Annotated in this window: 11 protein-coding genes; 3 read left to right on the top strand and 8 right to left on the bottom strand. The window is 66.4% G+C overall.

Annotated features, from left to right (window positions below):
• Positions 1-31: 31 nt before the first annotated feature.
• Positions 32-259 (top strand): sulfurtransferase TusA family protein, encoded by a 228-nt coding sequence (locus tag B0G62_RS27930; RefSeq protein ID WP_103707454.1) that lies wholly within the window; start codon positions 32-34, stop codon positions 257-259.
• Positions 260-340: 81 nt separating this feature from the next.
• Here the strand turns inward: B0G62_RS27930 and galU are convergent, their stop codons facing one another.
• Both galU and B0G62_RS27920 read right to left on the bottom strand, forming a co-directional pair.
• Complete coding sequence (galU, locus tag B0G62_RS27925; protein ID WP_103707414.1) at positions 341-1,222, bottom strand: UTP--glucose-1-phosphate uridylyltransferase GalU; 882 nt, start codon at positions 1,220-1,222, stop codon at positions 341-343.
• Between the two features lie 63 nt (positions 1,223-1,285).
• Positions 1,286-4,153 (bottom strand): valine--tRNA ligase, encoded by a 2,868-nt coding sequence (locus B0G62_RS27920; RefSeq protein ID WP_103707413.1) that lies wholly within the window; start codon positions 4,151-4,153, stop codon positions 1,286-1,288.
• A gap of 173 nt (positions 4,154-4,326) precedes the next feature.
• On the opposite strand from B0G62_RS27920, the gene B0G62_RS27915 reads away from it, so the two are divergent.
• Together B0G62_RS27915 and B0G62_RS27910 are read left to right on the top strand one after the other, a co-directional pair.
• Positions 4,327-6,705 (top strand): UvrD-helicase domain-containing protein, encoded by a 2,379-nt coding sequence (locus B0G62_RS27915; protein WP_103707412.1) that lies wholly within the window; start codon positions 4,327-4,329, stop codon positions 6,703-6,705.
• Positions 6,706-6,769: 64 nt separating this feature from the next.
• Positions 6,770-7,561 (top strand): 5'-methylthioadenosine/adenosylhomocysteine nucleosidase, encoded by a 792-nt coding sequence (locus tag B0G62_RS27910; protein ID WP_103707411.1) that lies wholly within the window; start codon positions 6,770-6,772, stop codon positions 7,559-7,561.
• 12 nt (positions 7,562-7,573) lie between these two features.
• Here B0G62_RS27910 and B0G62_RS27905 read toward each other — a convergent pair whose 3' ends face one another.
• The 6 genes from B0G62_RS27905 to B0G62_RS27880 all read right to left on the bottom strand — a co-directional run bounded on the left by B0G62_RS27905 (position 7,574) and on the right by B0G62_RS27880 (position 15,528).
• Positions 7,574-9,520, bottom strand: a complete 1,947-nt coding sequence (locus tag B0G62_RS27905; RefSeq protein ID WP_279629775.1) for a propionate--CoA ligase — start codon at positions 9,518-9,520, stop codon at positions 7,574-7,576.
• Between the two features lie 88 nt (positions 9,521-9,608).
• The gene (locus tag B0G62_RS27900; protein WP_167401358.1) at positions 9,609-10,229 is read right to left on the bottom strand and encodes a HyaD/HybD family hydrogenase maturation endopeptidase; all 621 of its coding nucleotides are present in this window, start codon (positions 10,227-10,229) and stop codon (positions 9,609-9,611) included.
• Between the two features lie 280 nt (positions 10,230-10,509).
• Positions 10,510-11,373, bottom strand: a complete 864-nt coding sequence (locus B0G62_RS27895) for an efflux RND transporter periplasmic adaptor subunit (RefSeq protein WP_103707408.1) — start codon at positions 11,371-11,373, stop codon at positions 10,510-10,512.
• Positions 11,374-11,424: 51 nt separating this feature from the next.
• Positions 11,425-11,625: a DUF1656 domain-containing protein gene (locus B0G62_RS27890; protein ID WP_043286650.1), complete on the bottom strand. Its 201-nt coding sequence runs from the start codon at positions 11,623-11,625 to the stop codon at positions 11,425-11,427.
• Positions 11,615-13,927, bottom strand: coding sequence for an FUSC family protein (locus B0G62_RS27885; RefSeq protein WP_103707407.1), 2,313 nt, complete (start codon positions 13,925-13,927; stop codon positions 11,615-11,617). Before B0G62_RS27885 ends, B0G62_RS27890 begins: the two co-directional genes overlap by 11 nt.
• Before the next feature lie 11 nt (positions 13,928-13,938).
• Positions 13,939-15,528 (bottom strand): efflux transporter outer membrane subunit, encoded by a 1,590-nt coding sequence (locus tag B0G62_RS27880; RefSeq protein ID WP_103707406.1) that lies wholly within the window; start codon positions 15,526-15,528, stop codon positions 13,939-13,941.
• Positions 15,529-15,541 lie beyond the last annotated feature (13 nt).

Here is a 15,541-nt window from a genome sequence, read left to right as displayed (position 1 = left end):
CGCGCCACCGAAGGATCCAACCCCGATGCAGATTCAGGCTCACAAGGAAGTGGATGCGCGCGGGCTAAGCTGCCCGCTGCCCATTCTGCGCGCCAAGAAGGCGCTGGCCGACATGGAAAGCGGCCAGATTCTCAAGGTTCTCGCGACAGATCCCGGCTCGCAGCGCGATTTCGCCGCGTTTGCGAAGCAGACCGGCAACGAGATCGTCGAGAGCACGCAGCAGGACAAGACATTCGTGTTCCTGATGCGCCGCCGCTGAAGTCTCGCTCCAGCCGCGCTCCAACGAAAAAAAGCCCGCAATCGCAAGATTGCGGGCTTTTTAGTGACCGAAAGCGAAAACTCAGCCTTCCAGCACCGGATTGCGCGTGCGCAGGTATTCCTGGAAGTCGTCGGCGACCTCCGGGTGACGCAGCGCGAATTCCACGGTCGCCTTCAGATAGCCGAGCTTGCTGCCGCAGTCGAAGCGCGTGCCGTGATACTTGTACGCCAGCACCTGTTCGTCGGCGAGCAGCGACTGGATCGCGTCCGTGAGCTGAAGCTCGCCGCCCGCGCCCGGCTTGAGCGCGCGCAGATGCTCGAAAATGCGCGGCTTGAGCACGTAGCGGCCAACCACGCCGAGATTCGACGGCGCGACTTCAGGCGCCGGCTTTTCGACGATGCCCGAGAGCTTGACGATCGAATCTTCCCACTCCTTGCCGTCGACGATGCCGTACGAGCGCGTTTCCGAGGGCGGAATCTCCTCCACGCCCAGCACCGAGCTATGGTAGTGGTCGAACACCTCGACCATCTGCTTCATGACGGGCGGCGTGCCATACAGCAGGTCGTCCGCGAGGATGACGGCGAACGGGTTGTCGCCCACCAGCTTTTCCGCGCACAGGACGGCGTGACCGAGGCCGAGCGCTTCCGGCTGGCGCACGTAGAAGCAGTCCACGTTGTTCGGCTTGATGCTGCGGACCAGCTCAAGCAGCTTGGCCTTGCCGCGAGCCTCGAGTTCGGCCTCGATTTCGTAGGACTTGTCGAAATGGTCCTCGATCGCGCGCTTGCTGCGGCCCGTCACGAAAATCATCTCCGTGATGCCTGCCGCCACGGCTTCTTCCACCGCGTACTGGATCAACGGCTTGTCGACGATCGGCAGCATTTCCTTCGGGCTGGCCTTCGTTGCCGGAAGGAAGCGCGTGCCGAGGCCCGCCACCGGGAATACCGCTTTAGTAACTTTTAGCATGTCTGTTGTCCTGATCCTCAGGGTCCGGCGCCGCGCGAGCCGCCGGACCTTACCTTAGCCGATTCAGGCAGGCAGCCGCGCGAGTTGCGCGGTCAGCTTGCCCAGCGTTGCCTCGAATTCTGCCAGTCTTTTCTGCTCTTGCTCAACGACTGCAGGCGGCGCTTTTGCGACAAAGCTGTCATTACTTAGCTTTGCATTGCACTTCGTCACCTCATTCGACAATCGGGCAATCTCTTTCGAGAGGCGTTCCCGCTCGGCTGCCACGTCGATTTCGACCTTCAGCACCAGCTTGTCCGTCCCTACGATAGCAACCGGCGCGCCTGCCGAGGCCGCGTCGAGCGCTGCTTCGTCGGCGATCACCTGGACTTCCGAGAGCTTCGCGAGCGCCTTTGCATAGGGCGCGAACGACTGAAGACGCTCGGCATTGCCCGTGACCAGCAGCGGCACCTTGGTGGCCGGCGAGAGGTTCATCTCGCCGCGCAGGTTGCGGCATGCGTCGATCACGGCCTTCAAATCCGTGGCCCACTGTTCGGCGGACTCGTCGATCTTCTTTTGTTCGGCGACCGGGTACGGCTGCACCATGATCGATGCTTCGCCTTCGGCCTTGCCTGCGGGGTAAGCGTCGGTCAGCGGCGCCACCTTTTGCCACAGCGCTTCGGTGATGAACGGAATCACCGGATGCGCGAGGCGCAGGACGGTTTCCAGCACGCGCAGCAGCGTGCGGCGCGTGGCGCGCTGCTGCTCCGGCGTGCCGGTCTGGATCTGTACCTTGGCCAGTTCCAGATACCAGTCACAGTATTCATCCCAGACGAACTTGTAAATGGCATTGGCCACATTGTCGAGACGATAGTCGGCAAAACCCTTGGCGACGTCGGCTTCCACGCGCTGGAGCAGCGACACGATCCAGCGGTCGGCCTGCGAGAAGTCGGTGTAGCCGCCGGGGCCGCAATCGCCCGGCTGGCAGTCGCCCGGCTTGCTGAACCCGCAGTCGTGGCCTTCGCAGTTCATCAGCACGAAACGCGTGGCGTTCCAGAGCTTGTTGCAGAAGTTGCGATAGCCTTCGCAGCGCGCCAGGTCGAAGTTGACGTTGCGGCCGAGCGTGGCCATCGACGCCATCGTGAAGCGCAGCGCGTCGGTGCCGAAGGCGGGAATGCCTTCCGGGAATTCCTTGCGGGTTTTCTTCTCGATGGTCGCGGCCTGCTTCGGGTTCATGAGGCCCGTGGTGCGCTTGCCGACCAGCGTTTCCAGGTCGATGCCGTCGACGATGTCGATCGGGTCGAGCGTGTTGCCCTTGCTCTTCGACATTTTCTGGCCTTCGGCGTCGCGCACGAGGCCGTGCACGTAGACCGTTTCGAACGGCACCTTGCCGGTGAAGTGCGTGGTCATCATGACCATGCGCGCCACCCAGAAGAAGATGATGTCGAAGCCCGTGACCAGCACGGAAGAGGGCAGGAACGCCTTCAGCTCCGGCGTTTCAGCCGGCCAGCCGAGCGACGAGAACGGCACGAGCGCCGACGAGAACCACGTATCGAGCACGTCTTCGTCGCGCTTCAATGCGCCGGTGTAACCCTTGGCGTCGGCTTGCGCGCGCGCGTCTTCCTCGTTCTTCGCGACGAAGATCTCGCCGTTTTCGCCGTACCACGCCGGAATCTGGTGGCCCCACCAGAGCTGGCGCGAGATGCACCAGTCCTGGATGTTTTCGAGCCACTGGTTATAGGTCGTGGTCCAGTTTTCCGGCACGAACTTGATCTGGCCGTTGCGGACCACGTCGAGCGCGGTTTCGGTGATCGACTTGCCCGGATTGAAGGTGCCTTCCGGCGCGGCCTTGGTCATCGCCACGAACCACTGGTCGGTGAGCATCGGCTCGATCACGACACCCGTGCGGTCGCCGCGCGGCACCATCAGCTTGTGCGGCTGCACCGAATCCAGCAGGCCCAGCGCCTCGAAGTCGGCGACCACCTGCTTGCGCGCCTCGAAGCGGTCGAGGCCGCGGTATTTTTCCGGCGCGTTGTCGTTGATCTTCGCGTCGAGCGTGAGGATCTCGATCATCGGCAGGCCGTGGCGCTGGCCCACCTGGTAGTCGTTGAAGTCGTGCGCGGGCGTGACCTTGACGACGCCCGTGCCGAATTCGCGGTCCACGTATTCGTCGGCGATCACGGGGATTTCGCGGTCCGTCAGCGGCAGCTTGACCATCTTGCCGATCAGGTGCGCGTAGCGCTCGTCTTCCGGGTGCACCATCACGGCCGTGTCGCCGAGCATGGTTTCCGGGCGCGTCGTGGCGACGGTCAGCGTGGCCGTGCCGTCCGCGAGCGGATAGCGCAGATGCCAGAGATGGCCGTTTTCTTCTTCGCTCGCCACTTCCAGGTCGGACACCGCGGTCAGCAGCACCGGATCCCAGTTCACGAGGCGCTTGCCGCGATAGATCAGGCCCTGTTCATAGAGGCGCACGAACACGTCGCGCACGGCGGTCGACATCTTGTCGTCCATCGTGAAGTATTCGCGCGACCAGTCGATCGAGGCGCCGATACGGCGCACCTGGCCCGTGATGGTCGAGCCCGACTGCTGCTTCCATTCCCACACGCGTTCGACGAATTTTTCGCGGCCGAGGTCGTGGCGCGAAATTTTCTGCGCGTCGAGCTGGCGCTCCACCACGATCTGCGTGGCGATGCCCGCGTGGTCGGTGCCCGGCACCCACAGCGTGTTCTCGCCGAGCATGCGGTGATAGCGCGTGAGGCTGTCCATGATCGTCTGGTTGAACGCGTGCCCCATGTGCAGCGTGCCGGTGACGTTGGGCGGCGGCAACTGGATCGAGAAGTTCTTGCGGCCGGGCTCGAAGGTCGCGGCGGCGTAGCCTCGACGCTCCCACTCGGGGCCCCAATGGGCCTCGATGGTCTGGGGCTCGAAGCTTTTCGCTAGCGTGCTGTCGCTCATGGGTGGAATCTGCCGAAAAAAGGATGCGTAAAACGATTGATTATAAGGGCAAGCGCTACCCCGCCGGGCCGCGCACCGGTTCTCGGGAACGCGCGGACCCCATGCCGGGCGATCGGCCATCGGCATTTATAATGACGGTCTACTCCGCAGCCCCACACGAAGTCCGCCGCCCCATGCCCGAATTGCTCGCCAATCTGAACCCCGAACAACACGCCGCCGTTACCTTGCCCAACGAACCGGCACTCATTCTGGCCGGCGCCGGCAGCGGCAAGACGCGCGTGCTGATCACGCGCATCGCGTGGCTGATCCAGCAGGGTCTCGCCTCGCCGATGACGATCCTCGCCGTGACCTTCACGAACAAGGCCGCGCGCGAAATGATGAGCCGCCTCCAGGCGATGATGCCCATCGACACGCGCGGCATGTGGATCGGCACCTTCCACGGCCTGTGCAACCGCATGCTGCGCGCGCATTACCGCGACGCGGGCCTGCCGCAGACGTTCCAGATTCTCGACACGGCCGACCAGCTTTCGGCGATCAAGCGCCTGATGAAGGGCCTGAACGTCGATGACGAAAAATACCCGCCGAAGAACCTCCAGTACTTCATCAACAACGCGAAGGAACAGGGGCTGCGGCCGAAGGACGTCGACGTCACCGACAACTTCAACCGCAAGTTCGTCGAGCTTTACGAAGCGTACGACCAGCAGTGCCAGCGCGAAGGCGTGGTCGATTTCGCCGAACTGCTGCTGCGCTGCTACGAACTGCTCGCCCATAATCCGCCGCTGCGCGCGCATTACCAGGCGCGCTTTCGCGACATTCTGGTGGACGAGTTCCAGGACACCAACAAGCTCCAGTATGCGTGGCTCAAGCTGCTGGCGGGCGAGGGCAACGCGATCTTCGCGGTGGGCGACGACGACCAGTCGATCTATGCGTTCCGCGGCGCGAACGTCGGCAACATGCGCGACTTCGAGAACGAGTTCCGCGTCAAGCACATGATCAAGCTGGAGCAGAATTACCGCTCGCACGGCCATATTCTCGATACCGCGAACCACCTGATCGCGCATAACTCGCGGCGTCTGGGCAAGAATCTGCGCACCGATGCGGGCCACGGCGAGCCGGTGCGCGTCTACGAGGCCGCGACCGATTCGCAGGAAGCGGGCTTTATCGTCGAGGAAATCCGCGCGCTGATCGCGCAGGGGATGGCGCGTCACGAGATCGCCATTCTTTACCGCAGCAACGCGCAGTCGCGCACGATCGAGCACACGCTCGTCAACGGCGGCATTCCGTACAAGGTGTACGGCGGTCTGCGCTTTTTCGAGCGTCAGGAAGTCAAGCACGCGCTCGCCTATCTGCGCCTGATCGACAACCCGAACGACGACACGGCGTTCTCGCGCGTGGTGAACTTCCCGGCGCGCGGCATCGGTGCGCGCTCGATCGAGCAACTGGCGGACGCGGCGCGGCTCTACAACTGCTCGATGGCGGCGGCGATTCCCTATGTCACGGGCAAGGCGGGCACGACGCTCGGTTCGTTCGCCAATCTGGTCGCGAAGATGCGCGCCGAAACCGCGCAGCTGAGCCTGCCGGAAACCGTCGAGTACACGGTGCGCCTGAGCGGTCTCGCCGAGTTCTATCAAGGCGAGCGCGAGGGCCAGGATCGTCTGGAGAACTTGCAGGAACTCGTGAATGCGGCCACGGCGTTTGTGAGCGAGCAGGGCTACGGCATGGACACGCCGGCGCGCTCGATTCCGCTGCGGCCCGGCGCGTCGAACGCGCCCGAGATCGTCTCGCAGGACGGCGAGATCGAAGTGCTCGACGCGCCCACGCTCACCGATCCCGCGCAGAACCCCGACGTCATGACGCCGCTCGCGGGCTTCCTCTCGCACGCCTCGCTCGAAGCGGGCGACAACCAGGCGCAGGCGGGCCAGGACGCGGTTCAACTGATGACCGTGCACGCGGCCAAGGGGCTGGAATTTTCGGCGGTGTTCATCACCGGGCTTGAAGAAGGGCTGTTTCCGCATGAGAACAGCGCGATGGAAGCCGATGGACTCGAAGAAGAGCGCCGCCTGATGTACGTGGCGATCACGCGCGCGAAGGAGCGGCTCTATCTGTCGTTCGCGCAAAGCCGCCTGCTGCATGGCCAGACGCGCTACAACGTGCGCTCGCGCTTTTTCGACGAGCTGCCGACGGAAACGCTCAAGTGGCTCACGCCGAAGGTCGAAGCGGGCGCGCGCTGGGGCGGCCGTTCGGACAACGCCGGCTGGGGCCGCGACTGGTTCTCGCGCGGCGGCAATGGCGGTGGTGGTAACAGCGGTGGCTCGCGCGAGCGCGACGCCTATGTGGCCGACAAGACGCCGCTGCCGAATTTCGCCAACGAGCAGCGCGCCGCCGAAGCGGGCTTCCGCGTGGGCCAGGACGTGTTCCACACGAAGTTCGGCGAAGGCAAGATCACGGCGCTCGAAGGCAGCGGCACCGACGCCAAGGCGCAGGTGCGCTTCAAGCGTCACGGCGAAAAGTGGCTCGCGCTGGCGGTGGCGAAGCTGCAGGCGGTCGATTGAACGACACGTGCTCGATGTAGGCCGATGCGGGCCAATACCAGTCAATACGCGGGGAATCCACACGATGACTAGCAACACGCGCCCGCTCGGCGTGCTCGCGGCGCTGCCGCAGGAACTCGGCGACCTGATCGCGGCGATGCAGGCCGAATCGGGCGTTCAAACGCGCACCTTCGGGCAGCGCGACTATCACCTCGGCACGGTGCATGGCGTGCCTTGCGTCGTGACGCTCGCGCGCGTCGGCAAGGTGGCCGCCGCGGCGACGGCCAGCGCGCTGATTCACGTCTTCGATGTCGAGGCGATCGTCTTCACGGGCGTCGCCGGCGGCGTGGGCGAGAACGTGCACGTGGGCGACGTGGTGGTGGGCGAGACGCTGCTCCAGCACGACATGAACGCCGAACCGCTGTTCCCGCGCCACGAGATTCCGCTGCTCGGCCGCGCGCGTTTCGACGCCGACCGCTCGCTCGCCGCTGCGCTCACGGCCGCGTGCGAGCGCTTCGTCGCGCAGGAGGGCGTGGCGCTCGCGGCTCGCTTCAAGGGCGCGCTGCCGCGTCTGGAACACGCGTTGCCGCGCGTGCACCGGGGTCTCGTGATCAGCGGCGACCAGTTCGTGGCGAGCGCGGCGGCGGTGGGCGCGCTGCGCGCCGCGTTGCCCGACGCGCTGGCCGTGGAGATGGAAGGCGCCGCGCTCGCCCAGCTCTGTTACGAGTACGGCGTGCCGTGCGCCGTCGTGCGCACGATCTCCGATACCGCCGACGAGCACGCGAGCGCGTCGTTCTCGTCGTTCCTCGTCGATATCGCCGGCACGTATTCCACCGGCATCCTGCGCCAGTTCCTGGCCGCGTACGGCGCGCGCTGATCCGCGCGGGCTTCAGGCCTTGCGCGCGGCCTTCACGGCCTCGCGAATCGATTGCAGCGCGCCGGCGTCCTCGATAGTCGGCAGGTCGCCGGGGTCGCGGCCTTCGGCGAGCGCCGCGATGGCGCGCCGCAGCAGCTTGCCCGAGCGCGTCTTCGGCAGCATCGGCACGAAATGCACGCGCGCTGGCCGGCCGATCGCGCCAAGCTGGCGGTCCACCGTGGCCGCAATCGCGGCGGCGAGTTGCGTGGCCGCCTGCGGATCGGCGGCCGCCGCGGCGTCGCGCAGCACCACGAAGGCGAGCGCCGCCTGACCCTTCACCGCGTCGTCCACCCCCACGACGGCCACTTCCGCGACCGAAGCATGGGAGGAAATCGCTTCCTCGATCTCGCGCGTGCCCAGCCGATGCCCCGCCACGTTGATGACGTCGTCGGTGCGCCCGAGGATCGTCACGTAGCCGTTTTCATCCTGCACGCCCCAGTCGAAGGTCGAATAGACCTGCTGCCCCGGCACGCTTTCCCAGTACGTCTTCACGAAGCGCGCGTCGTCGCCCCAGACGGTTTGCATGCAGCCCGGCGGCAACGGATAGCCGAGCGTGATGACGCCTTTCGTGCCGCTCGGGCATGGCTGACCCGTATGTTCGTCGCGCAGCACGAGGTCGTAGCCGTAGCAGGGCACGCCCGGCGAGCCGGGCTTGGGCGGCAGGTCCTCCACGCCGCGCTGGATCGCGAGCATCGGCCAGCCCGTTTCGGTCTGCCAGTAGTTGTCGACGACGGGCTTGCCGAGCGCGTCCGAAATCCACGTGGCGGTCGGCTCGTCGAGCGGCTCGCCCGCGAGGAACAGTGTGCGCAGGCTGGAGAGATCGGCGGCGTGCAGCAGCGCCGGGTCCTGCTTCTTGAGCACGCGGATCGCCGTGGGCGCGGTGAACATCAGATTGATCCTGTGGTGCTCGACGAGACGCCACCAGATGCCGCCGTCGGGGCGCACCGGCGTGCCTTCGTACATCACCGTGGTCATGCCCGCGAGCAGCGGTGCATAGATGATGTAGCTATGCCCGACGACCCAGCCGATATCGGACGCCGTGAACATCGTGTCGCCCGCGCAGCCCTCGAAGATGTATTCCATCGATGCCGCGAGCGCCACCGCGTAGCCGCCCACGTCGCGCTGCACGCCCTTCGGTTTGCCGGTCGTGCCCGAGGTGTAGAGGATGTACGACGGCTCGTTCGATTCGAGCCATTCGCAGGGCACATGGGCGTCGTGGTACTGCTCGCGCAACGGTTCGTAGTCCACCAGATAGGGCGCCGCGAGCCGCTCGGGTGCGAGCTGGCGGTCGATCAGCAGCACTTTGGGCGGAGCGAATTGCGCGCGCGCCATCGCTTCGTCCACCAGCGGCGTGTAGTCGATCACCTTGCCGCCGCGCGCGCCCGCGTCGGCGGCCACCAGCAGCACGGGCTTCGCATCGTCGATGCGCGCGGCGAGGCTCGGCGCCGCGAATCCGCCGAACACGACCGAATGGATCGCGCCCAGCCGCGCGCAGGCGAGCATCGCGAACACGGCTTCGGGAATCATCGGCAGATAGATCAGCACGCGCTCGCCGCGTTTGACGCCCAGCGAGCGCATCACGGCGGCCATGCGGTTGACCTCGGCGTGCAGATCGGCGTAGGTGTAGCGGCGCTCGATGCCGGTTTCGGTCGAGACGTAGACGAGCGCGTTCTGCTGGGCGCGCGTCGCCAGATGGCGATCGACGGCGTTGAAACAGAGATTGGTGCGTCCGCCCGCGAACCAGCGCACAAAGGGAGGATTGGAGCGGTCGAGCACGGTGTCGAACGGCGTTTCCCAATGGATGCGCGCGGCTTCGCGACCCCAGAAGTCCTCGGGGTGTTCGATCGACTCGCGGTGAAAGTCGCGGTAGCGCATGACGTCCATCCTCCCGTGCTGTCTGGAGAGTCGAGGATAGTGCAGCGCAACGGCGGCGGGCAACGCGGGCGAACCCGCGGGTTCTTTCGGGTTGCCTGCCGCCCGCGTGTGCAGCGTGTGTGGTGTGTGTGGCTTAACGCGCCGTGGCCGGGCCGTCTTCGCCGGCTCGCGTGGTCTCGCCGGGCGGGCGCGGACGCGGCCGCGCGTGCCAGCGCCGCAGCCAGCGGCAGGCGATCGCGATGGCCGGATCGAGTTGCGCGCTCACGGCGGGGCGCAGGCCCGTGCCGTAGTGGTCGAGGGCGAGCGGCTGGACGCCGATCAGCACCAGTTCGCGCGGATAGCGGTCCTTGAGCTGGGCGCAGGCGAAGGTATCGGCGAAATCCATCTGATGCAGATTGACCGGGTGCGTGCCCAGGTGGCGGATGGCGTCGTCGCCTTCGCGCACGCAGAGCGTGCCGGGGGCGCAGCCGAAATCGGCGGCATTGAAGACGATCATGCGCCGCGCCGCTTCCACCAGCGGCAGGAGCGTGCGCCCTTCGATGCCGCCCGCGACGAACTCGACGTGCGGCGCGCATTGCCAGCCGGCCTTCAGGCGCTCGATCGCACGCATGCCGAAGCCGGCGTCACCCCATTGCTTGTTGCCGATGCCAAGCACGACGATGCGCGGCGTTGCCTGGGCGCGCGTGCTTGTGCCTGTCGGCGCGCGCACGTAGCGCGCGAAGACTTGGGGAACGTGCTCGTAGAGAAAGCTCACGCGATTCACTTGGCGAAGGACAGTAGAGTCGGAATAGTCCTGGGTGTGCGCGGCTCTCGCGTTGATGTAAATCAATGCGCAGGACGGTATGGCCGAGTATCTGACAATGCCTGGTAGAGTCCTGACAGCCTCTGTAGGTCCATGCCTGGAATATGCGTCGAAGCAACGTTGGACAGGTCGGGAACCCTGTGGGCAAGCGCGCAAAAAAAGAGCGCCCGCAGGCGCTCTTTGTTGCTCATCCATCGTCGGTGAAGCGGGTATGGGCGTGTGCCCGGCAACCTCATGCGCCCGGCTTGACCACCACCGTGCAGGTCGTGCCCGCCGACAGAATCATGCCGTCCGGCACCTTGTCGATGTGAATGCGCACCGGCACGCGCTGCGCGAGGCGCACCCAGTTGAACGTGGGGTTCACGTCGGCGAGCAGTTCGCGGCTTTGCGGATTGTCGCGGTCGTAGATGCCGCGCGAGATGCTTTCCACGTGGCCTTCGAGCGTGCCGCCGCTCATCAGCTTGATGTCGGCCTTGTTGCCCACCTGGACGTGCGGCAGCTTGGTTTCCTCGAAGTAGCCATAGACCCAGAACGAGTGGCTGTCCACCACGGCGAGCTTCGCCTGGCCGGCGATCGCGTAGTCGCCCTTGAACACCTGCAGGTTGGTGATGTAACCGTCCACCGGCGAGATCACGCGTGTGCGGTCGAGGTTGAGTTTGGCGGCGTCCAGCGCGGCGACGGCCTGCTGATACTGCGCCTGCGCCGAATTCGCGGTGTGCGAGGCGTTTTCGCGGTTTTCCTGCGAGACCACGAGGCTGTCCATGTCGGCGCGGCGGCGTGCGTCGTCCAGCCTCATGGTCAGTTCCGCCTTGCGCGCGGCCACGGCGGCCTCGGCCTGTTCGACGGCGATCTGGTAGTGCGACGGGTCGATCTGCATCAGCAGGTCGCCCTTGTGCACGAACTGGTTGTCCTTCACGGGCAGTTCGACCACCGCGCCGGAGACATCGGGGGCGATGTTGACCACTTCGGCGCGCACGCGGCCGTCGCGCGTCCACGGCTCGTCCATGTAGTGGAACCACAGCGCGCGGCCGACCAGGATGGCGACGACGAAAATGATCGCCGTCGCGATAAAGCCAATAATGTTTCGGATAGTCATGATTCTTCCAGACCGGTTCAACGCAGGTTCAGCGCAAATTCAACGCAAATTTCAACGATAGACGGCAAGCCCGAGCACGCAGCACACGACCACGAGCAGACTCACGCGAAACAGGGACGGGTGCCACACGATGCGATACAGGCCGGTTCTGGCCAGCACGGAATCGAGCACCCAGGTGAGCGCCGCGCCCAGAATGAACAGCAGCACGATCGCCGGAATGTAGGCGTCCAGAAACGCCACGTCACGAGGCATGGTTCGCTCCTTGCGTGTCGCCGGGGCGCTTGCCCGACGGGTGGTTCGTATCCGCGCCGGCGCCGGTCGCCGCATAGGCCGCGAACGGCGACTGCGGGTCGATGAGCGCGGTGCGGATGAAATGCAGATGGCTCAGGCAGCGCTGCAGCGGATGCCGCTCTTCGCGCGGCGCATCCTCGCGCAGCACGTCTTCGAGCACGACCTGCGCGGCGCCGATCGCGGCCGTGGTCGTCGCGAGCGCGGCGGCGTGGCGGCGCGCGTCCGGGTGTTCGAACAGCGCAGCCACGCTCTTGAGCGTCGCGGCGGTCTGCGCGCGCCACGGCGCGGCTTTTGCAAAGCGCGGATGGCTGGGCAGCGAAGCCAGTTCCTCGCGCAGATCGATCGCGGCATTGCCGATTTCGAGCGTCGCGAACATCCAGCGCAGCGTGTCCTGGCGCCACGTCTCGTCATGGCCCGCGAGCGCGTTGAGCTGGAACATCAGATCGCGCGCGCCGCTTTCGAAGCGGTTGCGCAGGCCCGCGCCGCCCTTGATGCCCGGCAGCCCCTGCAGGCGGGAGCGGCAGGCGTGGACGGCCTGGCCGCGCAGGTTGGCGAGCAGCCGGTTGCGCAGCCACGGCGTCGAGGGCGGCAGCAGCACGGCGAAGGCCGCCGCCGAGACGATCATCGCCATGACCAGCGCGATGGCGTCGTTGATATAACTGGTCGGGTCGTACTGGATCAGATTGTCCGGGCCCGCGAGGAAGCACAGGAAGATGCAATAGCCCACGCCGATGCCGACGTACTTCGGCCGCGTCGTGATGAAGGTGCCCAGCGCGAGCGCCGGCGCGAGCGCGACGCACAGCATCGGAAAGCCGTCGATATGCGGAAACACGCCGAACGTGAGGATCAGGCCGACGAGGGACGCGAGCGCCGTGCCGATCGCCATCTGGCTCGCCATGCGCGTGGGCTGCGGCGACGCCGAGGCCAGCGCGCAGGTGGCGGCGGCGGTGAGCACCAGAGTCGTGCCGCTCGGCCAGGCCGTCGCGATCCAGAACGCGCCCAGCAAGCCCATGACGATGGCGGCGCGCACGCCTTGCACGCTCGCCGCGACCATGTTGGTCTTCGGCACGTAGCGGGCGATCCACTTCTCGCGCGAGTGCGTATCGACGGCGAGCGACGCGTAGGTCGCCGTGTACTCGTTCATCTCGTGCACGAAGCGGTAGAAGAGTTCGGTCGCGGTGTCGAAGTCGAGCAGGCGCGCGGCCTTGTGGGCGAGGGCGGCGGTGTCCGTGGGGTCGTTCCCGGTCAGCGCCGCCTTGAGTTGCGCGCGCGTCTCGCGCACGCGCCTGGGCAGCGCCGCGCGGTACTGCGAGAGCTGCGCCGATGCGTGTGCCGCGTCGGCAGCGGTGAGCACGCGCTCGCCGGCGTTCTCGAACAGCGGCGCGATCTCGCGGAAATACGGTTCGAGCGCATCGACTGTCATCGTCGAGCCGTCGCTGCGCAGACGGTTCATCAGTTGGTGCAGCGCGTGAAAACGCGTCGACACCGCCATGAACTCGGTGTTCAGGCGCGCGAGACGCCCCGAGCGCATCCGCGAATCGGGCGTCTCGAACACGGCATTGCTGCGGCTTGTCTCGAAACCGACGATATCGGCCACGAAGCGCGCATTGGTCGCCTCGATCTGCGAACGGTCGATGCGCCCGGCGAGCGACGCCGACACATAGTCGACGAACGACGCAAAGCGGCGGCGCACCGTGGAGCGCAGCAGCTCGCCCGTATATTGCGGAAACACGATCGCGCTCACCACGCCCGAAGTCAGAATGCCGATCGAGATTTCCGCCACGCGCGTCATCGCCGACATGAACGCGCCGTCGGGATGCTGCGAAGCCGGGATGCCGATCAGCGCCGCCGTATAGCCCGCGAGCACGAAACCGTACGAGCGGAAATTGCGGTTACGCGCCGCGCCCGCCGTGCAGATGCCGACCCACATCGCCGTCGTGGCGATGAAGAGTTCGGGCTGCTGCGCGAACAGGCCGATCAGCGCGAGCATCACGACAAGGCCGACCAGCGTGCCGCACAGCCGGTAAAAGCTCTTGGCGAACACCGGGCCGCTTTGCGGCTGCATCACGATGAACACGGTCGTCATGGCGGTGCGCGGCGAGGGCAGTTCGAGCTTCATCGCCACGCCGAGCGCGATGAGCGCGGCGGCGATGGTCTTGAAGAGATAGAGCCAGACGAGGCCGTCGGTGCGCGCCCAGTCGGCGAAGGCCTTCAGCAGGCTCTGGCCGTCCGGCTGCGACGCGGGAGAAGAGGACGCTTGCATCGGCGTGGGCCTCAGTGCGCGCTTGCGCTATCGTCCGCGGACGAGCGCGGCGCCAGCAGCGCGGCGGGCGCGAGCGGCACGGCGCGGGTCTTCTTGCCGTGCGCGGGCAACTGCTCGGCGGGCGTCGGACTGGCCACGGCGGGGTCGGTTGCACCGGCCGCCGGATCGATCAGGCCGCCGCCCAGGGCCGCCACGAGCGTCGCGTGCGCGCTCAGGCGCTCGGCCTGGATGTGCGCGACGCCTTCCTGGGCGCGCAGCAACTGCGTCTGCGCGATCAGCACGTTGACGTAGTCCGTCAGACCACGGCGATAACCTTCCTGCGACAGGTCGTAGTTGCGCTGCGCGGCGGCAACCGAGCGATGCGCATCGTCTTCCTGGGTCGCGAGCGAGCGCATGCGGACCACCTGATCGGCGATTTCCTTGAGGGCGGTGACGATCGTCTGGTTGTACTGATCCACGGCGATGTCGTAAGCCGCCGACTGCGCGCCGAGTTGCGAGCGCAGGCGTCCGCCGTCGAAGATCGGCAGCGACAGCGCGGGGCCGCCCGTGTAGCTGCCGCTCATCGACTTCAGGAACTGGAACAACGGGCCCGCGGCCGCATAGCCGCCCATCGACACGAGCAGATTGATGTTCGGATAGAAGTCCGCCCTGGCCACGTCGATGCCGCGCGCCTGGGCGGCGACGGTCCAGCGCGCCGCGACGATATCGGGGCGATGGCCGATCAGTTCGGCCGGCAGCGCCGAGGGCAGGCCCGCCGGCGCGTCGAGCGCGAGCGCCGGGCGCTGGATCGTCTCGCCCGCGCCGGGGCCCTTGCCCGCGAGCGCCGCGAGCTGGTTCTTGCCGAGCGCGATCGCTTCTTCGAGCGAGTCGATCTGGCGCTCGTACTCGGGCAGCGGCGTTTCGGCCTGGCTGACTTCGAGCTGGGTGCCGATGCCGCCTTTCAGGCGCCGCTGCGCGAGCGCGAGAATCTTCTGCTGTTCGCCGAGCGTTTGCCTGGCGATGTCGAGCAGCGCGTAGTTCATCGACATGTCGATGTAGGCGCGCGTGACGTTCACTTCGAGTTCGAGCTGCGCGGCGCGGGCGTCGGCGGCCGAGGCGTGCGCCACGTCGAGCGCGCGCTCGGCATTGTTCTTGTCCTGGCCCCAGAGGTCGAGGTGGTACGAGAGACCGAGCGTGGCGGTGTTGTTCCACGAGTTCGCGTTCGCGAGCGGCCCCGGACCGTAATAGACATTGTCGGACCAGTGCTGGCGCTGCACGGACATGCTGCCGTTGATCTGCGGCAGCAGGCCGGCTTCGGCCACGCCCGCCATCGAACGCGCCTCGCGCACCCGCGCCTGGGCGGCGGCGAGCGACGGATTGCCCGCGATCGAGTCTTCGATCCAGGTATTCAGCTGCGGGTCGTTGTAGCCGCGCCACCAGTCGCTGGCGGGCCACTTCGCATCGGTGTTGGCCGCGCGGATCGCCGATCCGGCGTCCAGTTCGCTCGCGTCGACGTGCTTCGCTTGGGGAGCGATTCCCCCGGTACTGGCGCATCCCGCGATTATCAACGAGAACGTAAGAACCGCGGCAACGGCTAGTCCTTTCGGTACCGGAGACTGCACGATTTACTCCTTT

Origin of the sequence: Paraburkholderia eburnea, assembly GCF_002917095.1 — a bacterium.
Classification (GTDB): domain Bacteria; phylum Pseudomonadota; class Gammaproteobacteria; order Burkholderiales; family Burkholderiaceae; genus Paraburkholderia; species Paraburkholderia eburnea.
This window is presented reverse-complemented; position numbering and strand designations above follow the sequence as displayed.

Excerpts from the sequence above, each read along its gene's own strand:
- galU (WP_103707414.1), bottom strand. The coding sequence starts at position 1,222 with ATGCTAAAAGTTACTAAAGCGGTATTCCCGGTGGCGGGCCTCGGCACG.
- B0G62_RS27920 (WP_103707413.1), bottom strand. The coding sequence starts at position 4,153 with ATGAGCGACAGCACGCTAGCGAAAAGCTTCGAGCCCCAGACCATCGAG.
- B0G62_RS27915 (WP_103707412.1), top strand. The coding sequence starts at position 4,327 with ATGCCCGAATTGCTCGCCAATCTGAACCCCGAACAACACGCCGCCGTT.
- B0G62_RS27910 (WP_103707411.1), top strand. The coding sequence starts at position 6,770 with ATGACTAGCAACACGCGCCCGCTCGGCGTGCTCGCGGCGCTGCCGCAG.
- B0G62_RS27895 (WP_103707408.1), bottom strand. The coding sequence starts at position 11,373 with ATGACTATCCGAAACATTATTGGCTTTATCGCGACGGCGATCATTTTC.
- B0G62_RS27890 (WP_043286650.1), bottom strand. The coding sequence starts at position 11,625 with ATGCCTCGTGACGTGGCGTTTCTGGACGCCTACATTCCGGCGATCGTG.
- B0G62_RS27885 (WP_103707407.1), bottom strand. The coding sequence starts at position 13,927 with ATGCAAGCGTCCTCTTCTCCCGCGTCGCAGCCGGACGGCCAGAGCCTG.